At 55.2% G+C, this 24,301-nt stretch carries 21 protein-coding genes; 18 read left to right on the plus strand and 3 right to left on the minus strand.

Annotated features, from left to right (window positions below):
* The first annotated feature begins 98 nt into the window (after positions 1-98).
* From arsH to R0I78_RS12610, 7 genes are all read left to right on the plus strand, one after another.
* The gene (gene arsH / locus R0I78_RS12580) at positions 99-818 is read left to right on the plus strand and encodes an arsenical resistance protein ArsH (RefSeq protein WP_317075568.1); all 720 of its coding nucleotides are present in this window, start codon (positions 99-101) and stop codon (positions 816-818) included.
* Between the two features lie 12 nt (positions 819-830).
* On the plus strand, positions 831-1,853 hold the full coding sequence (gene arsB, locus R0I78_RS12585; RefSeq protein WP_317075569.1) for an ACR3 family arsenite efflux transporter: 1,023 nt from the start codon (positions 831-833) through the stop codon (positions 1,851-1,853).
* A gap of 30 nt (positions 1,854-1,883) precedes the next feature.
* Entirely contained in the window at positions 1,884-2,885 is a 1,002-nt protein-coding gene (locus R0I78_RS12590) for an ArsJ-associated glyceraldehyde-3-phosphate dehydrogenase (RefSeq protein ID WP_317075570.1), read from the plus strand.
* On the plus strand, positions 2,886-4,088 hold the full coding sequence (gene arsJ, locus R0I78_RS12595; protein ID WP_317075571.1) for an organoarsenical effux MFS transporter ArsJ: 1,203 nt from the start codon (positions 2,886-2,888) through the stop codon (positions 4,086-4,088).
* 43 nt (positions 4,089-4,131) lie between these two features.
* Complete coding sequence (locus R0I78_RS12600) at positions 4,132-5,016, plus strand: LysR family transcriptional regulator (protein WP_317075572.1); 885 nt, start codon at positions 4,132-4,134, stop codon at positions 5,014-5,016.
* 159 nt (positions 5,017-5,175) lie between these two features.
* Complete coding sequence (locus tag R0I78_RS12605; RefSeq protein WP_317075573.1) at positions 5,176-6,150, plus strand: DUF1852 domain-containing protein; 975 nt, start codon at positions 5,176-5,178, stop codon at positions 6,148-6,150.
* Positions 6,151-6,212: 62 nt separating this feature from the next.
* On the plus strand, positions 6,213-7,244 hold the full coding sequence (locus R0I78_RS12610) for a methionine synthase (protein WP_019933761.1): 1,032 nt from the start codon (positions 6,213-6,215) through the stop codon (positions 7,242-7,244).
* A 17-nt stretch (positions 7,245-7,261) separates the two neighbouring features.
* Here the strand turns inward: R0I78_RS12610 and R0I78_RS12615 are convergent, their stop codons facing one another.
* Complete coding sequence (locus tag R0I78_RS12615) at positions 7,262-7,945, minus strand: heavy metal response regulator transcription factor (RefSeq protein WP_395544766.1); 684 nt, start codon at positions 7,943-7,945, stop codon at positions 7,262-7,264.
* Positions 7,946-8,131: 186 nt separating this feature from the next.
* Here R0I78_RS12615 and R0I78_RS12620 point away from each other — a divergent pair, with 186 nt between their 5' ends.
* The 4 genes from R0I78_RS12620 to R0I78_RS12635 are packed head-to-tail and all read left to right on the plus strand — an operon-like array spanning position 8,132 to position 11,723.
* Positions 8,132-9,922 (plus strand): copper resistance system multicopper oxidase, encoded by a 1,791-nt coding sequence (locus tag R0I78_RS12620; RefSeq protein ID WP_317075574.1) that lies wholly within the window; start codon positions 8,132-8,134, stop codon positions 9,920-9,922.
* Positions 9,919-10,752, plus strand: a complete 834-nt coding sequence (locus tag R0I78_RS12625) for a copper resistance protein B (protein ID WP_317075575.1) — start codon at positions 9,919-9,921, stop codon at positions 10,750-10,752. The genes R0I78_RS12620 and R0I78_RS12625 overlap by 4 nt, the downstream gene beginning before the upstream one ends.
* A 39-nt stretch (positions 10,753-10,791) precedes the next feature.
* On the plus strand, positions 10,792-11,283 hold the full coding sequence (locus tag R0I78_RS12630; protein WP_317075576.1) for a cupredoxin family protein: 492 nt from the start codon (positions 10,792-10,794) through the stop codon (positions 11,281-11,283).
* A 26-nt stretch (positions 11,284-11,309) separates the two neighbouring features.
* Positions 11,310-11,723: a cytochrome c gene (locus R0I78_RS12635; RefSeq protein ID WP_317075577.1), complete on the plus strand. Its 414-nt coding sequence runs from the start codon at positions 11,310-11,312 to the stop codon at positions 11,721-11,723.
* Here the strand turns inward: R0I78_RS12635 and R0I78_RS12640 are convergent.
* Positions 11,720-13,117, minus strand: coding sequence for a heavy metal sensor histidine kinase (locus tag R0I78_RS12640; RefSeq protein ID WP_317075578.1), 1,398 nt, complete (start codon positions 13,115-13,117; stop codon positions 11,720-11,722). The two genes, R0I78_RS12635 and R0I78_RS12640, sit on opposite strands and share 4 nt — an antisense overlap.
* Positions 13,118-13,294: 177 nt before the next feature.
* Between R0I78_RS12640 and R0I78_RS12645 the strand changes: the two genes are divergently transcribed.
* The 5 genes from R0I78_RS12645 (at position 13,295) to R0I78_RS12665 (ending at position 22,211) form a co-directional block, all read left to right on the plus strand.
* Positions 13,295-15,724: a type I restriction-modification system subunit M gene (locus R0I78_RS12645; protein WP_317075579.1), complete on the plus strand. Its 2,430-nt coding sequence runs from the start codon at positions 13,295-13,297 to the stop codon at positions 15,722-15,724.
* Positions 15,721-16,773, plus strand: a complete 1,053-nt coding sequence (locus tag R0I78_RS12650) for a YhcG family protein (RefSeq protein WP_317075580.1) — start codon at positions 15,721-15,723, stop codon at positions 16,771-16,773. The genes R0I78_RS12645 and R0I78_RS12650 overlap by 4 nt, the downstream gene beginning before the upstream one ends.
* On the plus strand, positions 16,766-18,151 hold the full coding sequence (locus tag R0I78_RS12655) for a restriction endonuclease subunit S (RefSeq protein ID WP_317075581.1): 1,386 nt from the start codon (positions 16,766-16,768) through the stop codon (positions 18,149-18,151). Before R0I78_RS12650 ends, R0I78_RS12655 begins: the two co-directional genes overlap by 8 nt.
* 245 nt (positions 18,152-18,396) lie before the next feature.
* Positions 18,397-21,495, plus strand: coding sequence for an HsdR family type I site-specific deoxyribonuclease (locus tag R0I78_RS12660; protein WP_317075582.1), 3,099 nt, complete (start codon positions 18,397-18,399; stop codon positions 21,493-21,495).
* Complete coding sequence (locus R0I78_RS12665; RefSeq protein WP_317075583.1) at positions 21,495-22,211, plus strand: SprT family zinc-dependent metalloprotease; 717 nt, start codon at positions 21,495-21,497, stop codon at positions 22,209-22,211. The genes R0I78_RS12660 and R0I78_RS12665 overlap by 1 nt, the downstream gene beginning before the upstream one ends.
* Positions 22,212-22,279: 68 nt before the next feature.
* Here the strand turns inward: R0I78_RS12665 and tnpA are convergent, their stop codons facing one another.
* A complete protein-coding gene (gene tnpA, locus R0I78_RS12670; RefSeq protein WP_317075584.1) occupies positions 22,280-22,708 on the minus strand; it encodes an IS200/IS605 family transposase in 429 nt (142 codons plus the stop codon).
* A gap of 57 nt (positions 22,709-22,765) precedes the next feature.
* On the opposite strand from tnpA, the gene R0I78_RS12675 reads away from it, so the two are divergent.
* Positions 22,766-23,107, plus strand: a complete 342-nt coding sequence (locus R0I78_RS12675) for a hypothetical protein (RefSeq protein WP_317075585.1) — start codon at positions 22,766-22,768, stop codon at positions 23,105-23,107.
* Positions 23,107-24,276: an RNA-guided endonuclease TnpB family protein gene (locus tag R0I78_RS12680; protein WP_317075586.1), complete on the plus strand. Its 1,170-nt coding sequence runs from the start codon at positions 23,107-23,109 to the stop codon at positions 24,274-24,276. Before R0I78_RS12675 ends, R0I78_RS12680 begins: the two co-directional genes overlap by 1 nt.
* Positions 24,277-24,301: the final 25 nt, after the last annotated feature.

Below are 24,301 nucleotides of genomic sequence, written 5' to 3' on the forward strand. Positions count from 1 at the left end.
TATATGGTAAAAAGAATATGTAATTTATTGTATATGCATTTATTCGCATGTAAGGTATTCACATCTCTCGACCAAAACAATAACAAGGCAATACCATAATGAAGCCCACTTTTGAGCATTTACCCAACCTGGACGCTGAGCAGTTTCAGCTGCCCGACAGCAAGGCGCTGGCAGTGACCGGCGAGCAGCATGCGCCCAGAATATTGCTGCTGTACGGATCGTTACGCCAACGCTCTTTCAGCCGTCTGGTCACCGAAGAAGCCGGCCGGCTGCTGCAGCAAATGGGAGCAGAGATTCGTATTTTTAATCCTGAAGGTTTGCCCTTGCCGGACGGCGCAGACGAGCAGCACCCCAAGGTACAAGAGCTGCGCGAGCTGGTGCAGTGGAATGAGGGCATGGTGTGGTGCTCGCCGGAGCGTCATGGTGCCATGACCTCGGTAATGAAGGCCCAGATAGACTGGATTCCGCTGAGCCTGGGGGCGGTGCGGCCCACTCAGGGCAAAACCCTGGCGGTAATGCAGGTCTGCGGCGGCTCCCAGAGTTTTAATACCGTTAACCAGATGCGGGTTCTGGGGCGCTGGATGCGCATGATCACCATTCCCAATCAGTCATCGGTGGCCAAGGCCTATCTGGAATTTGATGACAATGACCGAATGAAGCCCTCGGCCTACTACAACCGCATTGTGGATGTGATGGAAGAGCTGGTGAAATTCACCCTGCTTACCCGGGGTTGCAGTGACTATCTGACCAACCGCTATTCCGAGCGGGTAGAAAGTGCCGAGCAACTGTCTGCACGAGTGGATCAGCGTTCAATTTAAGGAGCGGCAGCCATGGGAATCTTTGAACGTTATCTGTCACTTTGGGTAGGGCTTGGCATTGTGGCCGGCGTTGCGCTGGGCAGCCTGGTGCCCGGCCTGTTTGGTGCCATTGCAGACATTGAATTCGCCCACGTGAATCTGGTGGTGGCGGTGCTGATCTGGGTGATGATCTACCCCATGATGGTACAGATAGACTTCAGCGCCATTAAAAATGTGGGTAAAAAGCCCAAAGGGCTGATGCTGACCCTGGTGATTAACTGGCTGATCAAGCCCTTTACCATGGCGGCATTGGGCTGGCTGTTTTTTCGCGTATTTTTTGCCGGCTGGGTGGATCCGAACACCGCCGGAGAATATATCGCCGGCATGATACTGCTGGGGGTGGCACCCTGCACCGCCATGGTGTTTGTGTGGAGTCAGCTGACCAAGGGTGATCCGAACTACACCCTGGTACAGGTGTCGGTGAACGACATCATTATGGTGTTTGCGTTTGCCCCCATTGCTGCGTTTTTGCTGGGAGTGAGTGATATTCAGGTGCCCTGGCAGACCTTGCTGTTGTCGGTGGTGCTGTATGTGCTGCTGCCCCTGCTCGCCGGTGTCTGGACCCGGCACCGGCTGGAGCGCAAAGGGGATGGCACCGGTCTTGAACAGTGGCTGCAGCGGCTCAGGCCTTGGTCCATGCTGGGGCTGCTGGGAACAGTGGTGTTGTTGTTTGGCTTTCAGGCACCAACCCTGCTTGAGCAACCCCAGACCATAGTGCTGATCGCCATTCCGCTGCTTATTCAGACCTACGGTATTTTCATCATTGCCTACGGGGCGGCCCGCTGGCTGCGGCTGCCGCACAATGTGGCCGGACCGGCCTGCATGATTGGCACTTCCAACTTTTTTGAGCTGGCGGTAGCGGTGGCCATTTCGTTGTTTGGCCTGCACTCGGGGGCGGCGCTGGCCACTGTGGTAGGCGTGCTGGTGGAAGTGCCGGTGATGCTGTCTTTGGTGGCACTGGTGAACCGCACTCAGCACTGGTTTTCTCACGCTTAAGGTGTTTTTACTTTCACAAGGAATGACAAGATGACCATAAAAGTAGGTATTAACGGATTTGGCCGCATGGGCCGGCTTACCATGCGGGTGCTGTGTGAGCACAGTGATGTGGAAATAGTGCATATTAACGACCCTGCCGGCGATGCAGCCACTCTGGCGCACCTGCTGAATTTTGACTCGGTGCACGGGCGCTGGTGCCATGAGGCCGCCGCCGACGGCAACACCATGCAGATCAACGGCCGGAACATTGCGGTAAGCGGCAACAAGGCCATTGCCGACACCGACTGGTCCGGCTGCGACCTGGTGATTGAAGCCTCGGGCAAGATGAAGAGCAAGGCGGTGCTGCAGGCCTATCTGGATCAGGGCGTAAAACGGGTGGTAGTGACGGCACCGGTAAAAGAAGAGGGCGTGCTGAATGTGGTGATGGGCGTGAACGATCACCTGTTTGATGCCGAAAAACATCCCATAGTGACCGCCGCCTCCTGCACCACCAACTGCCTGGCACCGGTGGTAAAGGTGATGCATGAGCAACTGGGCATAGTGCATGGGTCCATTACTACCATTCACAGCATTACCAATACTCAGACCATTCTCGATGCGCCCCATAAAGACTTGCGCCGGGCGCGGGCCTGCGGCACCAGCCTTATTCCCACTACCACAGGATCGGCCACCGCCATTACCCATATTTTCCCCGAGCTCAAGGGCAAACTGAACGGCCATGCCATTCGCGTGCCGCTCAGCAACGCCTCCATCACCGACTGTGTGTTTGAAGTGGCCCGGGAAACCACGTCGCAAGAGGTAAATGCGCTGCTGAAAGCGGCCGCCGAGGGCGAGCTGAACGGCATTCTGGGCTATGAAGAGCGGCCTCTGGTGTCGGTGGATTATCAGACCGATCCGCGCTCCAGCATTATTGATGCCCTGTCCACCATGGTGGTAAACGGCACTCAGGTAAAAATCTATGCCTGGTACGACAACGAATGGGGCTATGCCAACCGTACCGCCGAGCTGGCGCTGAAGGTGGGGCGTGCATAAATGCTGACCGGCTTGTCTCCTGCCGTGCGCCAGTATTTAGTGGTCACCGGCAATTACTGGGCCTTTACCCTCACCGACGGTGCCCTGCGCATGCTGGTGGTGCTGCACTTTCATGAGCTGGGTTATTCACCGCTGAACATTGCCCTGTTGTTTTTGTTTTATGAGCTGTTTGGGGTGATCACCAACCTGGCAGGGGGCTGGCTGGGTGCCCGCATTGGGCTGAACCGCACCATGAACCTGGGCCTTGGCTTGCAGGTACTGGCGCTGGCCATGTTGCTGATGCCGGCGCTTACCGTGCCCTGGGTAATGGCGGCCCAGGCGCTGTCGGGTATTGCCAAGGATCTGAACAAGATGAGCGCCAAAAGTGCCATCAAGACCCTAGTGCCCGAAGAAGGCAGTCTCTATAAATGGGTGGCGGTGCTCACCGGCTCCAAAAACGCCCTTAAAGGGGCAGGGTTCTTTCTGGGCGGTGCACTGCTTGCCTGGCTGGGCTTTGCCGGTGCCGTTACTGCCATGGCCGCTGCCCTGGCGCTGGTATGGCTGCTCAGCCTGATATTGCTGAAGCAGGAGCTGGGCAAGGCGAAGCACAAGCCGGAATTCCGGGATCTGTTTTCCAAAAGCCCGGCCATCAATATTCTCTCGGCGGCGCGGCTGTTTTTATTTGGTGCCCGGGATGTCTGGTTTGTGGTGGCGTTGCCGGTGTTTTTGTCTCAGACCCTTGGCTGGAGCCACGGCCAGACCGGCGGCTTTCTGGCGCTGTGGGTCATGGGCTACGGGCTGGTGCAGTCGCTGGCGCCACGCATTACCGGCAAGCAGGCAGACGGCACCGGTGCCACATGCTGGGCAGCGGCACTGACACTGCTGCCTGCCGCCATGGCGCTGGGCCTGATGAACGGCCTGAGCCCGGCCTGGGTACTGATAGGTGGTCTGTTGCTGTTTGGTGTGGTGTTTGCGGTGAACTCGTCTCTGCACAGCTACCTGATTGTCAGCCATGCCAGCAGTGACGGCGTATCGCTGGATGTGGGGTTTTATTACATGTCCAACGCCATGGGCCGGCTTATTGGCACCTTGCTGTCGGGCTTTGTGTTTCAGCTGGCGGGGCAGGGCAGTGCCGGCCTGCAGGCCTGTCTGTGGATCTCAGCGCTGTTTTTGTTGTTCACCACGCTTATCTCGCTCCGGCTGCCTCGCCGCGTATATTTTTGATAAGTCATGAATTATATTCATGACTTTTGCGCGGAGCTTGCACATGCTGGAACGTTTTCACCTTGAAGTGCTGGCGGCCATTAAAGAGCAGGGCACCCTGACTCAGGCTGCTGAGTCGTTAAACTTGTCGCAGTCGGCCCTCAGTCACAGCATAAAAAAGCTGGAAGGCCAGCTAAAAACGCCGGTGTGGCAAAAAGAGGGCCGAAGCCTGCGCCTGACCAATGCCGGCGAGCAAATTTTAACGCTCGCCAACCGCGTGCTGCCCCAGTTCAAACACACAGAGCATTTGCTGCGGCAAATTGCCACCGGCGAGATGGGCTCGCTGCGCATTGGTATGGAGTGCCACCCTTGCTACCAGTGGCTGCTGAAAGTGATTGAACCCTATCTGGAAAAGTGGCCCAACGTCGATATTGACGTTAAACAGGAGTTTCAGTTTGGTGGCCTGGGTGCGCTGCACAGTTTTGAAATTGATATTCTGGTCACGCCCGATCCTCTCTACAAACCCAGCCTGAGCTTTATTCCCGTATTTGATTATGAGCACCGGCTGGTGGTGGCATCAAGCCACCCGCTTGCCGCACAGGCTGCGGTGTTGCCCGAGCAACTGGCCGGCGAAGTGCTGTTTACCTATCCGGTAGAGCCCGAGCGGCTGGATATTTTCAGCCAGTTTTTAAATCCGGCTAAATGTACGGTAAAAAGGCACAAAACCATAGAAACCACAGAAATCATGCTGCAGATGGTGGCAGCGGGCCGGGGCGTCAGCGCGCTGCCGGGCTGGCTGGTAGACGAGTTTGCCCAAAAAATGCCCATTAAAAGCCTGCGTTTTGGTGAGCAGGGCATTAACAAGCAGATTTTTCTGGGCGTGCGCAAGGGTGAGGAGCACATCAGCTATTTGAGTGACTTTATCACTCAGGCTCAGGGTATAGCCTGAGCAACTCATGCAATAATTTCATTTATTGATGAAATTAAATCATTTTTGTTCATGTAATTGAGTCTGTATAACTTAACTCATCGCTTAGCTCTGGATGTCTGGACATCCGGTGCTGCACACAGAATACAAACTTCATTGCGGGACAAAGGGATAAAAATCATGAGTAACGATTTCAAATTTTCGGTGAACAGCATCGCCTTCGACGAAAACTACCAACCTGCAGACAGCACTCGTGCTACCACCAACTTTGCCAATCTGGCCCGGGGAGAGAGCCGTCAGCAGAACCTGCGCAACGCCCTCACCATGATCAACAACCGGTTTAATGCCATGGCAAACTGGGACAATCCCAACGCCAATCGTTACTCTGTTGAGCTGGAAATTATCTCGGTTGATCTCGACATCAATACCGATGCCGAACGCTTTCCGACCATAGAGATCCTGAAAACCTACATTGTTGACCACAAGACCAAGCAGCGCATTGAAGGCATAGTGGGCAATAACTTTTCTTCTTATGTGCGTGATTATGATTTCAGCGTGTTGCTGCTGGAGCACAACAAGGGCAAGGCCGGCTTCAGCGTGCCGGAAAACTTTGGCGATCTGCACGGCAAGCTGTTCAAAAGCTTTGTGCAGTCTGACGCCTACAAACAGAACTTTGCCAAGCTGCCGGTGATCTGCCTGAGTGTGTCAGACAACAAGACCTATCATCAGACTGAAAACCAGCACCCCATTCTGGGCGTGGAATATCTGCCTAACGAGTCGTCACTCACCGAGCAGTATTTCAAGAAGATGGGCCTTAAGGTGCGCTACTTTATGCCGCCCGGCAGCGTGGCTCCGCTGGCCTTTTTCTTCTTTGGCGATTTGCTCAATGACTACACCAATCTGGAGCTGATCAGCACCATCAGTACCATGGAGTCATTCCAGAAAATCTACCGGCCGGAAATTTACAATGCCAATGCCAGCGCCGGTAAGTGCTATAAACCGGATCTGCAAAACGTCGATCACTCCGTCACTCACATTGTGTATGACAGAGAAGAGCGCAGCCAGCTGGCCAAAAAACAGGGCAAATTTGCTGAAGACGTGTTTATCAAGCCTTATCAGGACATTCTGGAACAGTGGTCTGCCAACTACGCCTGATAATAAAACAAGGCCCTGATAAAAGGGCCTGATAATTAACGAGAACAGAAACGGAATTTATGATGACCCAGTTATTATTACCTACTTCTACCGCCGGCAGCCTGCCCAAACCGTCCTGGCTGGCCCAGCCCGAGACTCTCTGGTCACCCTGGAAGCTGGAAGGGCAGGAGCTGATCGACGGCAAGCAGGATGCGCTGCGGGTATCGCTGCAGGAGCAGCAAACCGCCGGCATCGACATTGTGAGCGACGGCGAGCAGACCCGTCAGCACTTTGTCACCACCTTTATTGAACACCTCGACGGGGTGGATTTTGAACAGCGCAGAACCGTTAAAATCCGTGATCGCTACGACGCCAGTGTGCCGTCTGTGGTGGGTGCGGTGAGCCGTCAGAAACCGGTGTTTGTGGAAGACGCCAAATTTCTGCGCCAGCAGACCGACAAACCCATTAAATGGGCGCTGCCCGGCCCCATGACCATGATCGATACCCTCTATGATGGTCACTATAAAAGCCGGGAAAAACTGGCCTGGGAATTTGCCAAAATTCTCAACCAGGAAGCCAGAGAGCTGGAAGCGGCGGGCGTGGACATTATTCAGTTTGACGAGCCGGCCTTTAACGTCTTCTTTGATGAAGTGAATGACTGGGGCATTGCCGCCCTGGAGCGTGCCATTGAAGGTTTGAAGTGTGAGACCGCCGTGCACATTTGTTACGGCTACGGTATTAAGGCCAACACCGACTGGAAAAAAACGCTGGGCTCCGAGTGGCGGCAATATGAAGAAGTGTTCCCGCGGCTGCAGCAGTCCAGTATCGACATAGTGTCACTGGAATGCCAGAACTCCCATGTGCCCATGGAGCTGATTGAACTTATTCGCGGCAAAAAGGTGATGGTGGGTGCCATTGATGTGGCCACCAACGCCATTGAAACGCCTGAGCAGGTGGCCGACACCCTGCGCAAGGCCCTGCAGTTTGTGGATGCCGACAAGCTTTACCCCAGCACTAACTGCGGCATGGCCCCCCTGGCCCGCGCGGTGGCCAGAGGCAAGCTCAATGCCCTGAGCGCCGGTGCCGCCATAGTGCGCAACGAGCTGCTGGGTTAATGATTAAAGAGGATGCATCAGCATCCTCTTTCTGTATCCAGGGTGTAGCCCATGCCCCGCACAGTATGAATAAGCCGTGGCTCAAAACCGTCGTCAATCTTGCCGCGCAACCGGCGTATGGATACATCAATCACGTTGGTGTCGCTGTCGAAGTTCATGTCCCACACCAGAGAGGCGATCAACGAGCGGGGCAGTACTTCTCCCTGCCGGCGTACCAGCAGCTCCAGCAGCGCAAATTCCTTATTGGTAAGGTGAATAGACGTGCCAGCGCGGCTAACCTGGCGGCGCGGTAAGTCCAACACCAGGTCGGCCACCTGCAACTTGTGTTCATCCTGACGGGGAGCGCCCCGGCGCAGCAGGCTGCGCACCCGCGCCAGCAGCTCGGCAAAAGCAAAGGGCTTGACCAGGTAATCATCGGCCCCCAGCTCCAGACCTCTTACTCTGTCTTCCACACTGTCCCGTGCGGTCAGAAATAATACCGGCATTGTCTGCCCCTGTTCGCGCAGCGCCGCCACAATACGCCAGCCGTCAAGGTCCGGCAGCATCACATCCACCACCAGCAGATCATAAGGCTCGGCGCTGGCCTGATGCAGGCCATCCAGGCCGTTACGCACCAGATCCACCACCATGCCAGCCTCACGCAGGCCTTTTTGCAGATAGTCTCCTGTGCTTTGCTCATCTTCAATGATCAGCAGTTTCATCAGTTCCGGCTCCGTGACAAAGGAATAGGGTCATGATGGCGCACGAGCAGAAGCGGCTCAAGCGCGCCGGCCCTGGCTGATGGCTTTGTCACCATAAGATGACAATTTTGTCATTTGCCTGTCATGTTGGCTTCAGGTGTGCCTCTCTATGCTGTGAGCATGACAAGCAGCAAAGAGAAACAGGCGATGACACAGCCAAACAATCTGCCCCGGCGGCGTTTTGTGCAGGGGCTGGCAGCAGGTGGCGTGGTGCTGGGGCTGGCACCCATGCTAGCCTCGGCCCGATCCCCCGTGCCTACCACCATAACGGGCCATGTACCCGAGCTGTCCGGAACCGAATTCGATCTGGTGATCGACGAAACCCCGGTCAATTTCACCGGCAAAACCCGCATGGCCACCACCATTAACGGCTCCATTCCGGGCCCGACCTTGCGCATGCGCGAGGGTGATACGGTGACCATTCGCGTCACCAACCGGCTCAAGGAGCCTACCTCCATTCACTGGCACGGCATCATTCTGCCTTTTGACATGGACGGTGTGCCCGGCATCAGCTTTGCCGGCATTGCGCCCGGTGAAACCTTCACCTATCGCTATACCCTGGAGCAAAGCGGCACTTACTGGTACCACTCGCACTCGGGCATGCAGGAGCTGACCGGTATGTATGGTGCCCTGATTGTAGAGCCGGCCGATGCCGACACCATCAAGGCCGAGCGGGAGCATGTGGTGCTGTTGTCGGACTGGACCGATGAAAACCCCATGCGGGTGTTTGGCAAGCTCAAAAACCAGGGGGATTACTACAACTTTAATCAGCCCACAGTGGTGGATTTTTTTCAGGACATGGCCAGAGGCGGGCTGAATGTCGCACTGGAAAAGCGGCAAATGTGGAATGAAATGCGCATGAGCCCGAGCGATCTGGCGGATCTGTCTTCCGAAACCCTGACCTACCTGATGAACGGTACCACACCGGCAGGCAACTGGACCGGACTGTTTCAACCCGGTGAACGGGTACGGTTGCGCTTTATCAACGGGGCCGGCAATACCTTTTACGACGTGCGCATTCCCGGTCTGAAGCTGACCGTGGTGCAGGCCGATGGCCTGAATGTAACGCCGGTGGAAGTGGATGAATTCCGCTTTGGCCCCGGTGAAACCTACGATGTACTGGTGGAGCCCACCGCCGAGGCCTATACCCTGTTTGCTCAGGCCATGGACAGAACCGGTTATGCGCGAGGCACCCTGGCCACCCGCGAAGGGTTGAGTGCGGCGGTGCCGCCACTGGATGAACCTCAATCCCTGACCATGACCGACATGATGGGCACCATGGACCACGGTGCAATGAACGGAATGGCGGGTATGGATCATTCAGCCATGGGCCAGGGTGCCATGCAAAACATGGCCGGTATGGATCATGGAGCCATGGATCACGGTGCCATGGCCGGCGCTTTGGCCGCGGCCAGCAAGGCAGTCCGTCATGCCCGCACCGAATATGGCCCCAGCGTGGATATGCGGGTGGACATGCCCCGCACCAATCTCGATGACCCCGGCGTGGGCTTGCGCAACAACGGCCGGCGGGTGCTCACGCTGGCAGATTTGCACACGCCCGGTGGCCCCATGGACTCACGCCCGCCGGAGCGGGAAATTGAGCTGCATCTCACCGGCAACATGGAGCGTTACACCTGGTCGTTCGACGGCGTCGAGTTTGGCGGCTCCACGCCCATTCACCTGAGTTATGGCGAACGGGTGCGCATTATTCTGCACAACGACACCATGATGACCCATCCCATGCACCTGCACGGCATGTGGAGCGAGCTGGAAAGCCCCGACGGCGAGTTTTTGTGCCGCCGCCACACCATACCGGTGCAGCCGGCTCAGCGTGTCAGCTTTCTGGTCACCGCCGATGCGCTTGGCCGCTGGGCCTGGCATTGTCATCTGATGTTTCATATGGATGCGGGCATGTTCCGCATGGTGGTGGTGTCATGAGTAAATTCACAACAATAGCGAGCGCGGTTCTGGGCGTGCTGGCGCTGCCGGCCATGGCGCAAATGGATCATGGCGATATGCAAATGCAGGGCGGCCAGCCGCCGGTCGATGCCCGGGACCCTCATGCCTACTCCGGAGGCTTCACCCTGGACGAGGGCCCCTACGCGCTGCCGGGGCCCCGCCAGCTTAAACTGGCGGACGAGCACTGGTTCTACGGTGTGCTGGCCGACCGGCTGGAGAGGGTGGATAACGGCGATGAACAGATATTGGCTTACGAGGTGGAAGCCTGGGCCGGCCGGGACTACAACCGGGCGGTAATAAAAGCAGAAGGCGATATTGAACATGGCCGTTTAACGGAAGCCAGCACCGAGCTGTTATGGCGCCATGCCCTGACCGGGTTCTGGAACAGCGATCTGGGGGTACGTTACGACACAGGGCACGGCCCGGATCAGGGCTGGCTGGCCGCCGGTGTGTCGGGGCTGGCGCCTTACTGGCTGGAGCTGGACGCCACCGCCTACCTGGGCGACGACGGCCAGACCGCGCTGGCACTGGAAGCCGAATATGAATTGTTGCTGACGCAACGATGGGTGCTGCAGCCGGCCATTGAGCTCACCGCCTATGGCAGCAACGACGTAGAGCGTGGTCAAGGTCGGGGGCTGTCGAATCTGGTGGCCGGTGCCCGGTTGCGCTATGAGATAAGTCGGCAGTTTGCGCCCTATGTGGGCTGGGAATGGCAGACTGCTCTTGGGAAGCGCGCTGATCAACTCAGAGAAGAAGACGAGGCCACGCAGGAAAATCGCTGGGTAGCCGGGGTCAGGTTCTGGTTTTAAGCTGCCGACATTATTTTTTATTTATCAGGAGCAATACCCATGAAAACCACATTGTCCGTTTTAATGCTGGCGCTGTTGCCCGGTCTGGCGCTGGCTGCCGGTGAGCATGGCGGTCATCATGATGGCCACAATGCCGCCGCCATGCAGCAGAACATGCATGGCGTGGGTCGCCCCGGCCAGCCGGCCGAGGTCAGCCGTACCATAGCGGTAGAGATGAGCGATGACATGCGTTTCACCCCGGCCACCATTGAGGTGAAGGCGGGCGAAACCGTGCGCTTTTTTGTGAAAAATGCCGGCAAACTCAATCACGAGCTGGTGCTGGGCAACCTGGCCATGTTGAAGGAGCACGCCGAGATGATGCGTGAAATGCCCCATATGCAGCACGCCGAGCCCAATATGCTGAGTCTGAAGCCGAGGCAGCGAGGCGGCCTTATCTGGCATTTTGACCAGGCCGGCACCGTGGACTTTGCCTGTCTGGTTCCGGGACACATGGAAGCGGGCATGACAGGGCAAGTTAAGGTCATGCAATAACAGGCTGGAACAAAAGGAGGCAGGACATGAGCAAGTCATCTGATTCCGCTCGTTGGATGCTTTGGCTTGGCGGTGCCCTGGCCCTGCTGTTGCTTGCCATGATCGCCGGTCATTTTCTGATGGGTGGCAGCCAAATGTGGGGGGACATGCCTCACGACCGGGCATTTTCGGTACAGGGCAAGGCAGCCTACGGCGAGTATTGCGCCAGCTGTCACGGCGCCGATCTCAGGGGCACCCCCAAGGGACCGCCCTTTATTCACAGGGTGTACGAGCCGTCACACCATGGTGACGAGGCCTTTTACCGGGCCGCCGCCAACGGTGTGCGCGCTCATCACTGGCGCTTTGGCGATATGCCGCCGGTAGCGGGTGTCAGCCGTGACGAGGTGAGCGCCATTATTGACTATGTGCGCGAGCAGCAGCGCCGGCATGGCATCGACTAGGCCTTGGCAAAGGACTGTGCGGGGAAACTCATGGTAAAACAGGTTTCCCGCTCGTCGGAGTGTACCGTCAGGGTACCGCCATGGCCGGTCACAATGGCCTTGGCGATGGCCAGCCCAAGCCCGGTGCCTTCGGTGGCCGGCTGGCGGGCACTGTCTGCCCGGTAAAAACGATCGAACAATCGTGACCATTGGGCCGGCGGGATCGGCGGCCCGGGGTTGGCCACGGCCACCGTTATGCCTTTGGCGTTATCGGTGAGGGTAATGAGAACCGTACCCTGGGCCGGGGTGTAGCGAATGGCATTGCTCAGCAAATTGCTGACGGCTCGCTGCACCATGGCTCTGTCTCCCCACAGGTGAGCATGGCCCAGGCGCTGTAGCGCTACCTGTTGCTCACTGGCCAGTGGCTCAAAAAAATCCATCAGCTCATCCACCTCTTGCGCCAGATCCAGGTGCATGCACTGCATGGCCAGCTGGCCTTGATCGGATTTGGCCAGAAACAGCATTTCATTGATCATTCTGCTTAACCGCTCGGCTGCGTTCAGGTTGGCATAGAGGGCTTCCCGGTAATCGTCTGCGGTGCGGGTCTGGCTCAGGGCAACCTGAGTCTGCATCATCAGGCTGTTAACCGGGGTACGCAGTTCGTGAGCAATGTCGGAAGAAAAGTCGGTAAGCCGCCGAAAGGAGTCTTCCAGCCGGTCCAGCATACTGTTAAAGGCCTTGATGGGTTCAAGCAGCTCTGTTGGGGCGTTCTGCTCCGGCAGGCGGTGATCAAGCTGGCTGGCGCTAATGCGGGTAGACACCCGGGCCAGGGAATGCAATGGCTTGAGCCCGGTGCGTGAGGCAAACCAGCCCAGCAGGATGGAGGTCAGTGCAATGCCACCGGTCAGCCAGAGCAGACCGGTTTTGATGTGTTCAATAAAGTGCTGGTGATAACGGGTATCCATGACCACACGGATCAGCACCGGCCCGGGCAGTGTGGTGCTTGCGAACCGCTCGGTCACGCTGCGGTACTGAACACCACTTTCTGTCCAGCTTTCAAGCAGGGGTAGGGTACTGACCGGCGGCATAGCCCGGTGCCAGCTTGCCTGCTGCCGAGTATCTACCAGCAGGGCACCGTCGGGCGTGGTAATTTGCACACTATGGGCGCTGTATCCCGACAGCGCAGTACGCAGCCGAGCTTGTGTTTGTGCCCAGCCGGCGTGACCATCCTGCCACTGACTGACCAGCAGGTTTTTAACCAGCACTATCTTGCCCTGAAGGTCATCCTGGTCCTGACGGGCAAAATGCTGCTCCAGCGATTGCATCAGCACCAGGCTCACCAGCCCCCAGATGGTCAGCATGGTCAGGCTGAACAAGATGCTCAGGCGGGCAGTCAGCGAAAGGTAATACCTCATATGTGGCGCTTGATGTCAATGAATAACCAGGTGCCTACTGTATCGCTTGAGCGTTTGTACTGCCAGTAAGGCTGGTTTCAGCATTCCCCCTTGGGCATACTGTTTGGCCACATCTTATTTTCATCGGCTTGCCTGCTTTTTAGCCATCGCGAGCCTGTTTTGTATTCAAGGATCTCCATGGCCATTAAAAAAACGGCGCTTTATTCGTCCCTCTGGGCCAGCTGCGATCAGCTGCGCGGCGGCATGGATGCCTCCCAGTACAAGGACTATGTGCTCACCTTGTTGTTCATGAAATACGTGTCCGATAAAGCCAAAGACAACCCTTATTCCATGATTGAAGTGCCGCCGGGTGCCAGCTTTGACGACATGGTGGCGCTGAAGGGCGACAAGGAAATCGGCGATAAGATCAACAAGATCATCAGCGCTCTGGCACAAGAGAACGATCTCAAGGGCGTGATTGATGTGGCCGACTTTAACGACGAAGACAAGCTCGGCAAGGGCAAGGACATGATTGACCGGCTGTCCAAGCTCATCGGCATTTTTGAAGGCATTGACCTCTCGGCCAACCGGGCAGAAGGCGACGACCTGCTGGGGGATGCCTACGAATACCTGATGCGCCACTTCGCCACCGAGTCCGGCAAGAGCAAGGGCCAGTTTTATACGCCGTCGGAGGTATCGCGCATTTTGGCCAAGGTGGTGGGCATAAATAAGAACACCTCTCAGGAAGCCACGGTATACGACCCCACCTGCGGCTCTGGCTCGCTGCTGCTGAAAGCCAGCGACGAAGCCCCCAGAGGCTTGTCCATCTATGGTCAGGAAATGGATAACGCCACCAGCGCTCTGGCCCGCATGAACATGATTTTGCACGACAACGCCACCGCCAAGATCTGGAAGGGCAACACCCTGAGCGCGCCTCAGTGGAAGGAAGACAACGGCCAGCTCAAGACCTTTGACTTTGCCGTGGCCAACCCGCCGTTTTCCAACAAAAACTGGACCAGCGGCCTGAACCCGGCAGATGATGAATTTGGCCGCTTTGAATGGGGCACGCCACCGGAGAAAAACGGCGACTACGCCTTTTTGCTGCATATTCTCAAAAGCCTTAACAGCAACGGCAAGGGCGCGGTGATTTTGCCTCACGGTGTGCTGTTTCGCGGTAACGCCGAGGCCCGCATTCGGGAAAACCTGATCAAACAGGGCTACATCAAGGGCATTATCGGCCTGCCCGCCAACCTGTTTTATGGCACCGGCATTCCCGCCTGCATTATCGTGCTCGACAAAGCCCATGCCCGCAGCCGGGCAGGCGAGGCCGGGCAGGGCATTTTTATGGTGGATGCCAGCAAGGGTTTTATTAAAGACGGCAACAAAAACCGGCTGCGTAGCCAGGACATTCATAAAATTGTGGATGTGTTCACCAAGGGCATTGAGCTGCCGCGCTTCAGCCGCAACGTGCCCTTCAGTGAAATTGTGGCCAACGACTATAACCTGAACATTCCCCGCTACATTGACTCAAGCGATCCGGAAGACTTGCACGACTTGTCTGCCCACCTGCAAGGGGGCATACCCAACCGGGATATCGATGCCCTGGCCGATTACTGGCGAGTATTCCCCAGCCTGCGTGCCACCCTGTTTGCGCCGGCGCGAGAAGGTTACAGCCAGGCATTGGTGAGTGCGGCCGAGGTGAAAAGCACCATTCTGGCCCACGACGAATTCAAGGCATTTGCCGAGCGCAGCCTGGTGCCCTTTACCCAATGGGCCGAGGACGCCAAGCTTTCAGAAATCGCCAAAGGCGACAGCCCCAAGGAGCTGATTTTTGAACTGTCGGAAGACCTGCTCAGTCGCTACGCCAACCTGCCGCTGCTCAGCAAATACGATGTGTATCAGCTGCTGATGGACTACTGGACCGAAGAAATGCAGGACGATGTGTATGTGCTGGTGCAGGACGGCTGGCCCGCGGGCAGAGTGCTGCGCAAGCTGGTGGCCGCCAAGGGCGAAAAACTGAAGGAAACCCCGGATCTCGTCATCAACAAGGTGAAGTACAAGGCCGAGCTTATTCCGCCTGCGCTGATCACCGCCCGTTACTTTGCCAAGGAGCAGCAGCAACTTGATGCGCTGCAAGCGGAGCTCGACACTGCCACGCAAGCGCTGGAAAGCTTTATTGAGGACAACAGCAATGATGACGGCCTGCTCAGTGACGCCCTCAACGACAAGGACAAGGTCACTAAGGCCAGCGTGACCGCCCGCCAGAAGCTCGCCACCGATGCGGAAGAAAAAACCGCGCTCAAACAGGCGAAAAAACTGTTTGACGCCGAGGCCAGTGCCAAAAAGGCACTGAAAGACGCCCAGGATGCGCTCGACCAGGCGGTATTCAATCAGTACGGCAAGCTGGATGACAACGCCATCAAAACCCTGATGGTGCAGGACAAATGGCTGGCCCACCTGCAGGGTGCCATTACCAGTGAGGTGGAGCGGGTCACCCAGCAACTGGCCAACCGGGTAAAACAACTGGAAGAGCGCTACAGCCAGCCATTGCCCGAGCTGACTGAAGCAGTGGAAGATTTAAGCGATAAAGTCGCCGGCCACCTCAAGGCCATGGGGCTAGCGCTATGAGTACACCGCGTCACAATACGCTAGCCAGTTTGGTGGAGTCCATCGCGCTCATCATAGAGCAAGCGCGCGGACAAGTGCGCCAAGCCGTGAATAGCGCCATGGTTAACAGCTACTGGCATATCGGGCAAATGATTGTTGAGCACGAACAGCAAGGTGCTGCTCGTGCTCAATACGGCAAGCAGCAATTACAGCAGTTATCGGCAGAGCTCACCGAGCGATTGGGTAAAGGCTTTGATGTTACCAACTTGCGTAATATGCGCGCCTTTTATCAGGCGTTTCCAATTCGGGAGACGGTGTCTCTCGAATTGAGCTGGTCGCATTACAACGCCTTATCGCGTATTGAAAATGAGTCGGCACGCCGGTGGTATCAACAAGAAGCTCAGAAACAAGCCTGGAGCGTGCGCGCTTTGGAGCGACAAATCAGCAAGCTCTACTACGAGCGCTTACTGGCCAGCCAAGACAAGACGCTGGTTGAAAACGAAGCCGCTCAGCACACCCAGCCGTTAGCGGAGTCGGTAAAAGAGTATTTGCGCGATCCCTACATTTTAGACTTTCTTAATCTGCAAGATAAAAGCTACCAGGAGAGCGAGCTGGAGCAGGCCATTATCAGCAACCTGCAACAGTTTTTGCTGGAGCTGGGCAAGGGCTTTGCCTTTGTGGAGCGCCAGCAGCGCATTCGTTTTGATGACGAAGACTTTTTTATCGATTTGGTGTTTTACAACTTCAAGCTCAAGTGCTTTCTGCTGGTGGATCTGAAACTGGGCAAACTCCGGCATCAGGATATTGGCCAGATGGACACCTATGTGCGCCTGTATGACGAGCAGCGCAAGGGCGACGACGACAACCCCACTATTGGCCTGGTGCTGTGCAGTGAAAAGAGTGAAGCCGTGGTGAAATATTCGGTGCTGGCAGACAAAAAGCAGCTGTTTGCCGCCAAATATCTGCCCTATTTGCCCAGCGAAGAAGAGTTGAAACGGGAGCTGGAACGCGAGCGGGCCCGGGCCATGGCGCAACTGTCGCACTCAGGTGAGCAGGAAGACAATGAATAATCAGGTAGCGCAAGTGAGCAAAAAAGAATTGGCAGCAGCGGAGCCAATGGTGCCCGTAGGCTATAAGCAGACCGAAGTAGGGGTGATTCCGGAGGATTGGGAAGTTTGTAGCTTGGGTAATCTATCAAACTTTATTACAAGTGGCTCTCGTGGTTGGGCTCAGTTTTATTCGAATCAAGGTGCTTTATTTGTTCGTAGCCAGAATGTTAGAAATGGAAAGCTTGATTTAAAGGATAGTCAATTTGTTACTCCTCAAGTAGGTGCAGAAGGTGATAGAACTCGTTTAAAAAAATACGATTTGCTTATCACTATCACAGGGAATAGCGTAGGTAATGTTGCATTGGTTGAAGAGGATCTTGGAGATGCATACATTAGTCAGCATGTTGGCCTTGTTCGGCTAAAGTATTTTGAAAGTGCTAAATATATATGTATGTTTTTATCTCCTGGCTCTTTTGGTAATTATCAAATAGCAGCAAGTCAATCAGGTCAGAGTAAGCCGGGTTTAACGCTGAAAAACTTGAATGACTTTTTGATTGTAACCCCTTCACTTCCTGAGGAACAAACTGCCATTGCTAATGCGCTGTCCGATGTTGATGCGCTGATCGGCAGCCTGGAAGCTCTGATCGCCAAAAAGCAGGCCATTAAAACCGCCACCATGCAGCAACTGCTGACCGGCCGTACCCGTCTGCCACAGTTCGCTAACCATCCCGACGGCAGTTCCAAAGGCTATAAAACCAGCGAGCTGGGGGAAATCCCGGAAGATTGGGAGGTTGTTAAGATCGGCGATGTAGCGTTGGTCGACTCTGAGAATTTAGGTAGTTCTACTGCTTTGGATTATGAGTTTGATTATATCTCTCTGGAGCAGGTTGACACTGGCACTCTTTTGAACACCACTAAACTTAAATTTTCGAGTGCACCTTCTAGAGCCAGACGTATTTTGAAAAAAGGAGATGTTCTTGTCTCTACTGTTAGACCTAACCTAATGTCTCATTATTTTGTGTCCAATGAAGTAAAAGACTTAATTTGTTCAACTGGGTTTAGTGTAGTCAGGTCTATAGAAGAGAAAATGTGTTCCGGTTATTTATACCAACATCTTTTTTCTTCAGTGATTAACGGTCAGATTGAGATGCTAATTTCTGGCTCAAATTATCCTTCAATAAATGGAAGGGATGTTAATAACCTTAAACTACAAATTGGTAGTTTAGATGAACAAACCGCCATCGCCACCATACTGTCCGATATGGACGAAGAAATTCAGGCGCTTGAAACACGGCTGACCAAAACCCGGGATCTCAAGCAGGGCATGATGCAGCAACTGCTCACCGGTAAAATCCGGCTGGTAAAGCCATTAGCGGGAGATGAGCACCATGCCGGTTGAGGTAACGCCCATTCTGGGCCTGATTTGGTTGACTGGTTGTTGACTGAAAGCAGTAATATGGCTTCCAAAAGCATCGTGATCACTATAAGTAATTGATTTTATTGGGTTAATTTGATTGACTGATGGTTGACTGGCTAAGGGCATGAACAACAGAGCCACCTACGCAGGGGGTGGCTCCTCAGTATATAAACAAAAATAATCCTGGCGGCACAGCCAGCCGCGAGAGCGACAGGGAGCACGGATAAATGGGAACAGTAGGGCAGCGCGAGCGCGAGACTCAAAACCGGGTAGTGCGGTTTTTTCAGAATGAATTAGGTTATGAGTACCTGGGCAACTGGCAGGACAGGGAAGGCAACCGCAATATCGAGGCCGGTGTGCTGGAAGCCTGGCTGCAACAGCGGGGCGTGAGCCCGGCACTGATTAACCGGGCGCTGCGCCAGCTGGATGCAGCGGCGGCGCTGGGCGAGGGCAAGCAGCTCTATTACGCCAACAAGGAAGTGTACCGCCTGCTGCGCTATGGCGTAAAAGACAAGGAAAGCGCCGGTGAGCAAAAGCAGACGGTATGGTTGATCGACTGGCAGAACCCGCAGGCCAACCATTTTGCCATTGCCGAAGAAGTGTCCATTAAAGGTGAGAACAAGAAACGCCCGGATATCGTGCTGTATGTGAATGGCATTGCCCTGGGTGTGCTGGAGCTCAAGCGTTCGTCGGTGTCGGTCAGTGAGGGCATTCGCCAGAATCTGGATAACCAGAAAAAGGACTTTATCCGCAATTTCTTTACCACCATGCAGCTGGTGATGGCCGGCAACGACACTCAGGGCCTGCGCTACGGCACCATAGAAACCCCGGAGCGCTACTACCTGGAATGGAAAGAAGACGCGCCCAACCCTTATGGCAACCCGCTGGACTGGCACCTGGCCCGGCTGTGTGAAAAGCCACGTTTTCTGGAGATCATTCATAACTTCATTGTGTTTGATGCCGGGGTAAAAAAGACCTGCCGTCATAATCAGTTCTTTGGTATTCAGGCCGCCAAGAAGCACATTGCCAACAAGGAAGGCGGCATTATCTGGCACACCCAGGGGTCGGGCAAAAGCCTGACCATGGTGTGGCTGGCCAAATGGATTCGCGAAAATGTAAAAGACGCCCGTGTGCTGATCGTTACCGACCGCACCGAGCTGGACGAGCAGATAGAAAAGGTATTCAGCGGGGTGGAGGAAGAAATCTACCGCACCAAAAGTGGTGCCGATCTGTTGGCCACCCTCAATCAGCCCACCCCCTGGCTGCTGTGCTCGCTGGTACACAAGTTTGGCCGCCAGCAAGGCGAAGAAGAGGATGAGACCGCCGCCGAGGATTTCATCAAGGAGCTGCAACAGGCCATTGCCCAGGGTTTCAGGGCCAGGGGTGAGCTGTTTGTGTTTGTGGATGAGTGCCACCGTACCCAGTCCGGCAAGCTGCATGAGGCGATGAAGGTCATACTGCCCGAGGCCATGTTTATCGGTTTTACCGGCACGCCGCTGATGAAAAAGGACAAGAAAAAGTCGGTGGAAGTGTTCGGCCCCTTTATTCATACCTACAAGTTTGATGAGGCCGTGAGTGATGGCGTGGTGCTGGATCTGCGCTACGAGGCACGGGATATCGATCAGCAGCTGACCTCGCCCAAGCGGGTGGATGAGTGGTTTGACATCAATACCCAGGGGCTGTCCAACCTGGCCAGAACCCAGCTCAAGCAGAAGTGGGGCACCATGCAAAAGGTGCTGTCCAGCAAGTCGCGGCTGGAAAAAATAGTGGCGGACATCTGGCTGGATATGAAAAAGCGGCCTCGCCTGGCAGCCGGGCAAGGCAATGCCATGCTGGTGTGTGCCAGCGTGTATCAGGCCTGCAAGGCCTATGAGCTGTTCAGCCAGACCGATCTGGCGGGCAAGGTGGCCATTGTCACCAGTTATCAGCCAACAGCCGCCAGTATCAAGGGGGAGGAGAGCGGTGAGGGGCTGACCGAAAAGCTGTTCAAGTACGACATTTACCGCAAGATGCTGGCAGAGCACTTTGGCACCACCGAACAGGAGGCGATGAGCAAGGCCGAGCTGTTTGAGAAAGAGGTAAAGAAACGCTTTATCGAGGAGCCGGGTCAGATGCGCCTGCTGATCGTGGTGGACAAGCTGCTCACCGGTTTTGATGCGCCGTCGGCTACTTACCTGTATATCGACAAGCAAATGGCCGATCACAACCTGTTTCAGGCCATCTGCCGGGTTAACCGGCTGGATGGTGACGACAAGGAATATGGCTACATCATCGACTACAAGGACTTGTTCAAGTCGCTGGACAAGGCCATTACCGATTACACCGCCGGTGCCTTTGACGGCTACGACAAGGAAGATGTGGCCGGCCTGCTGAAAGACCGGCTGGTGCAAGCCAGAGAAGACCTGGAAACCGCGCTGGAGATGGTGCGCGCCCTGTGCGAGCCGGTGCGCTCCCCCCGTGGCACCGCCGATTATTTGCATTACTTTTGTGGCGTGTCGGGGCAGAATCAGGACGAGCTGACCGAGAAGGAAGCCCTGCGTCTGACCCTTTACCAGAGCGTGGCTAAGTTGCTGCGTGCCTTTGCCAATATCGCCAATGAAATGCCCGCTGCCGGTTACGCACTGAGTGATATCGAGGAGATCCGTGCCGAAGTGGCTCACTATGAAAAAGTGCGCGACGAGGTGAAGCAAGGCAGTGGTGATGCCCTGGACATGAAACGGTTTGAGCCGGCCATGCGTTACTTGCTGGATATGTATATCCGCGCCGACGACAGCGAAGTATTAATGGACTTTGAAGAGCTGGGCCTGATCGAGCTGGTGGTGCAAAAGCAGGGCGACGATCTGATCAAGGCGCTGCCGGAAGGGCTGGCCAACAACCAGGATGCGATGGCAGAAGCGATAGAGAATAACGTGCGCAAGACCATAGTGGATGAGAACCCGGTTAACCCCAAATATTACGAGCGCATGTCGGTGCTGCTGGATGAGCTGATAGAGCAACGGCGGCAGCAGGCACTGTCTTATCAGGAATACCTGGAGCAAATCCGGGCACTGGCCAGCAAGGTGACCAAGCCTGAGCAGGGAGGCAGCAGCTATCCCGCCACCATGGACACCCAGGCCAAACGCGCCCTGTACGACAACCTGGGCCAGGATGAAGTGCTGATAACCAAAATTGACAGCGCCATCCGCTTTACCAAGAAGGCGGACTGGGTGGGTGATCGTTTCAAGGAGCGGGAAATTGCAAACGCCGTGCGTGAAGAAACCAGCGATTATGATGTGGACATCAAGCAGGTGATGGAGCTGGCCAAGGCCCAGAAGGACTACCACTGATGCCAGTGATGCAGATTGGCAGCCTGGCGGTGCAGTTAAACCGCAAGGCCATCAAGCACCTGCATATCAGTGTGCTGCCCCCCGATGGCCGGGTGAGGGTATCCGCACCCGAGAAAATGACTGACACTGCCGTTCGCATGGCAGTGATCAGCCGCATTCCCTGGATTAAAAAGCAGCAGCAGGGCTTTATTGATCAACCCCGCCAGTCGGAACGGGAAATGGTAAGTGGTGAGTCCCACTACCTGTGGGGCAGGCGTTACCGGCTGGCGCTCACCGAGCGCACCGGTCGCCACGAAATCACTCATCAGGGCAACAACAAGCTGCATCTTTGGGTTAATCCCGGCACCAGCCGGGATAACAAGGCTCGGGTGATGGATAGCTTTTATCGTGCCGAAATGAAGCGCCACATCAGTGAGCTGCTGGACTATTGGACGCCAGTACTGGGTGTGGAGCCTGCCGCCTGGGGCGTAAAGAAGATGAAAACCAAGTGGGGCAGTTGCAGTATTCAGAGCAAACGCATCTGGCTTAATCTGGAGCTTGCCAAAAAGCCCCCGGAATGCCTGGAATACATACTGGTGCACGAATTGGTGCACCTGCTGGAGCGCCACCATAACGAACGTTTTCGGCAATATATGAACCGTTACCTGCCCGACTGGCAGGAGCGAAAAGCCCTGTTAAACAAAGGGCCGCTCAGCCATGAGCGGTGGGAATATTGATTTTAGCAAAACCCGCGTAAACCCTCGCCCAATCGGGCGGGGATACAAGCGGGAACCGCGCAGCGGTTCTATTCTGGTGTAGCCTGACTCTGCACGTATTCTCTCAGTGTTTCGATAGCCGCCCCGCCGGCGCTACAGGCAAAGTAGGAGCGTGACCAGAGCGCTGAATTTTTGCTTTGCCGAGGTATGTGTGTATTGAGAATCCGTATCCGGCGTGATGACACCGATTTCAGGTTGTTCACCATAACACTGACCGCCAGCTTTGGAGGGTATGCGACTAGCAAGTGTACGTGGTCTGCTTCGCCATCTATTTCCAGCAATTCACACTCCAGTTTTTCGCAAGCAGACTCAAACGCTTCACGCAGTTGTCCAATCATGTAACCGTCAAACAGCTTACGGCGGTACTTGGTGGTAAACACCAGATGTACTATCAGCTTGGTCACGCTGTGACGTTTACGTAGATAGTCGGCAAGCGGTTTTCTATTCTGTACACTCACTTGAAATATGTCCTAATAGGCTTATAGTGCAGGTAGTTTAAGCATGAGGGGTGAAATATGCTATACCAGTTCAAGATCAATGGAGTCTCCAACTCAGGCAAGCCCAAGGTTGATTTCTATTGTGCGCACTGTGGTCTCATTGATCTTTATATGGATGGCTACCTGTATGCGGCCAAACTATCGACTAACCCTCGTGAAGATGTTGAAGCTGCTTGTAAAGAGTTTCTCGACCGTATCAACTGTGGTGACATCAACCTATTCACAAATCCAAACACAGCAGTCAAGCTAAAGCGTGAACTGTGTCTCTGCGATCCGAATGTGGTTGCCCTTGAGCACGTAAGAGGCGTTAAACGAGCACAGGCTATCTTGCGGGCAGGATTGGAGCAGTCAGGGCGATAATGCTAAAAGCCACAAAAGTACGTATTTACCCAACGCCTGAGCAAGCTGATTTTTTAAATCAGCAGTTTGGTGCTGTCCGTTTTACGTACAACAAGGCTTTGCACATCATCAGTGCTCAGTACAAGCGCCACGGCTTAAAGCTGAAGGCCAAGAAAGACCTCAAGCCGCTGCTTGCAGTGGCTAAGAAGTCTCGCAAATACCACTGGCTCAAGGCCTTTGACTCGATTGCGCTACAGCAAGCGTGTATCAACCTCGACAAAGCCTTCCAGAATTTCTTCGATCCGAAGCTCCCGGCGCGTTACCCGAAGTTCAAGCGCAAGCACGGCAAGCAGTCGAGTTACCACTGCATGAGCGTCAGTGCGGGTGAAAACTGGATCAAGATCCCCAAGCTGGGTCGAATCAAAGCGCGAGTACACCGCGAACTGACCGGAAAGCTCAAAAGCATCACTCTGTCACGCACCGTGACAGGGAAATACTACGCCGCGCTGTTGGTCGAAGATGGGATGGGAGTACCCGCCCTATTGCACACCGTTGATACCGTGCTGGGCGTTGATATGGGACTTACCCATCTTGCTATCGACTCGGAGGGGAATAAGACAGCGAATCCCCGTTTCCTGAAACGCGCTCAGTCGAACTTGCGACGCAAACAGAAAGCCCTATCGCGCTGCCAGAAGGGTAGCAAAGGTCGTGCGCAGGCACGGCTTAAACTGGCTAAGGCGTGCGAGCGCCTTGCGAATACCCGTGCTGATTTCCAGCACAACCTGTCCCGACAACTCATTGACGAAAATCAAGCGGTGATAGTCGAGACACTGAAAGTAAAAAACCTGCTGAGGAACCGGAAATTGGCGAAGCATATTGCTGATGCCAGCTGGTTCAGCTTGATCCAGAAGCTGGAGTACAAGGCCAAGGCACAAGGCAAGCATCTGGTCAAAATAGACCAGTGGTTCGCCAGCTCCAAGACCTGCTCCTGCTGTGGGCACAAGGTAGACACCCTACCATTGTCGGTGCGTAACTGGTCGTGTCCAAATTGTGCAATAGAGCTTGACCGCGACGTAAATGCCGCGATCAATATCCGCCAGCAGGGTATAATCAAACTACGGGCCGAAGGACTGTCGGTTCCTGCCAATGGAGGCTTGCGTAAATCCAGCCACGCGCCGGTTGCAGCCTAAGAAGTTGGAAGCCTCGTCCGTCAGG

The organism is Oceanimonas sp. CAM02, assembly GCF_032842915.1.
Classification (GTDB): domain Bacteria; phylum Pseudomonadota; class Gammaproteobacteria; order Enterobacterales; family Aeromonadaceae; genus Oceanimonas; species Oceanimonas smirnovii.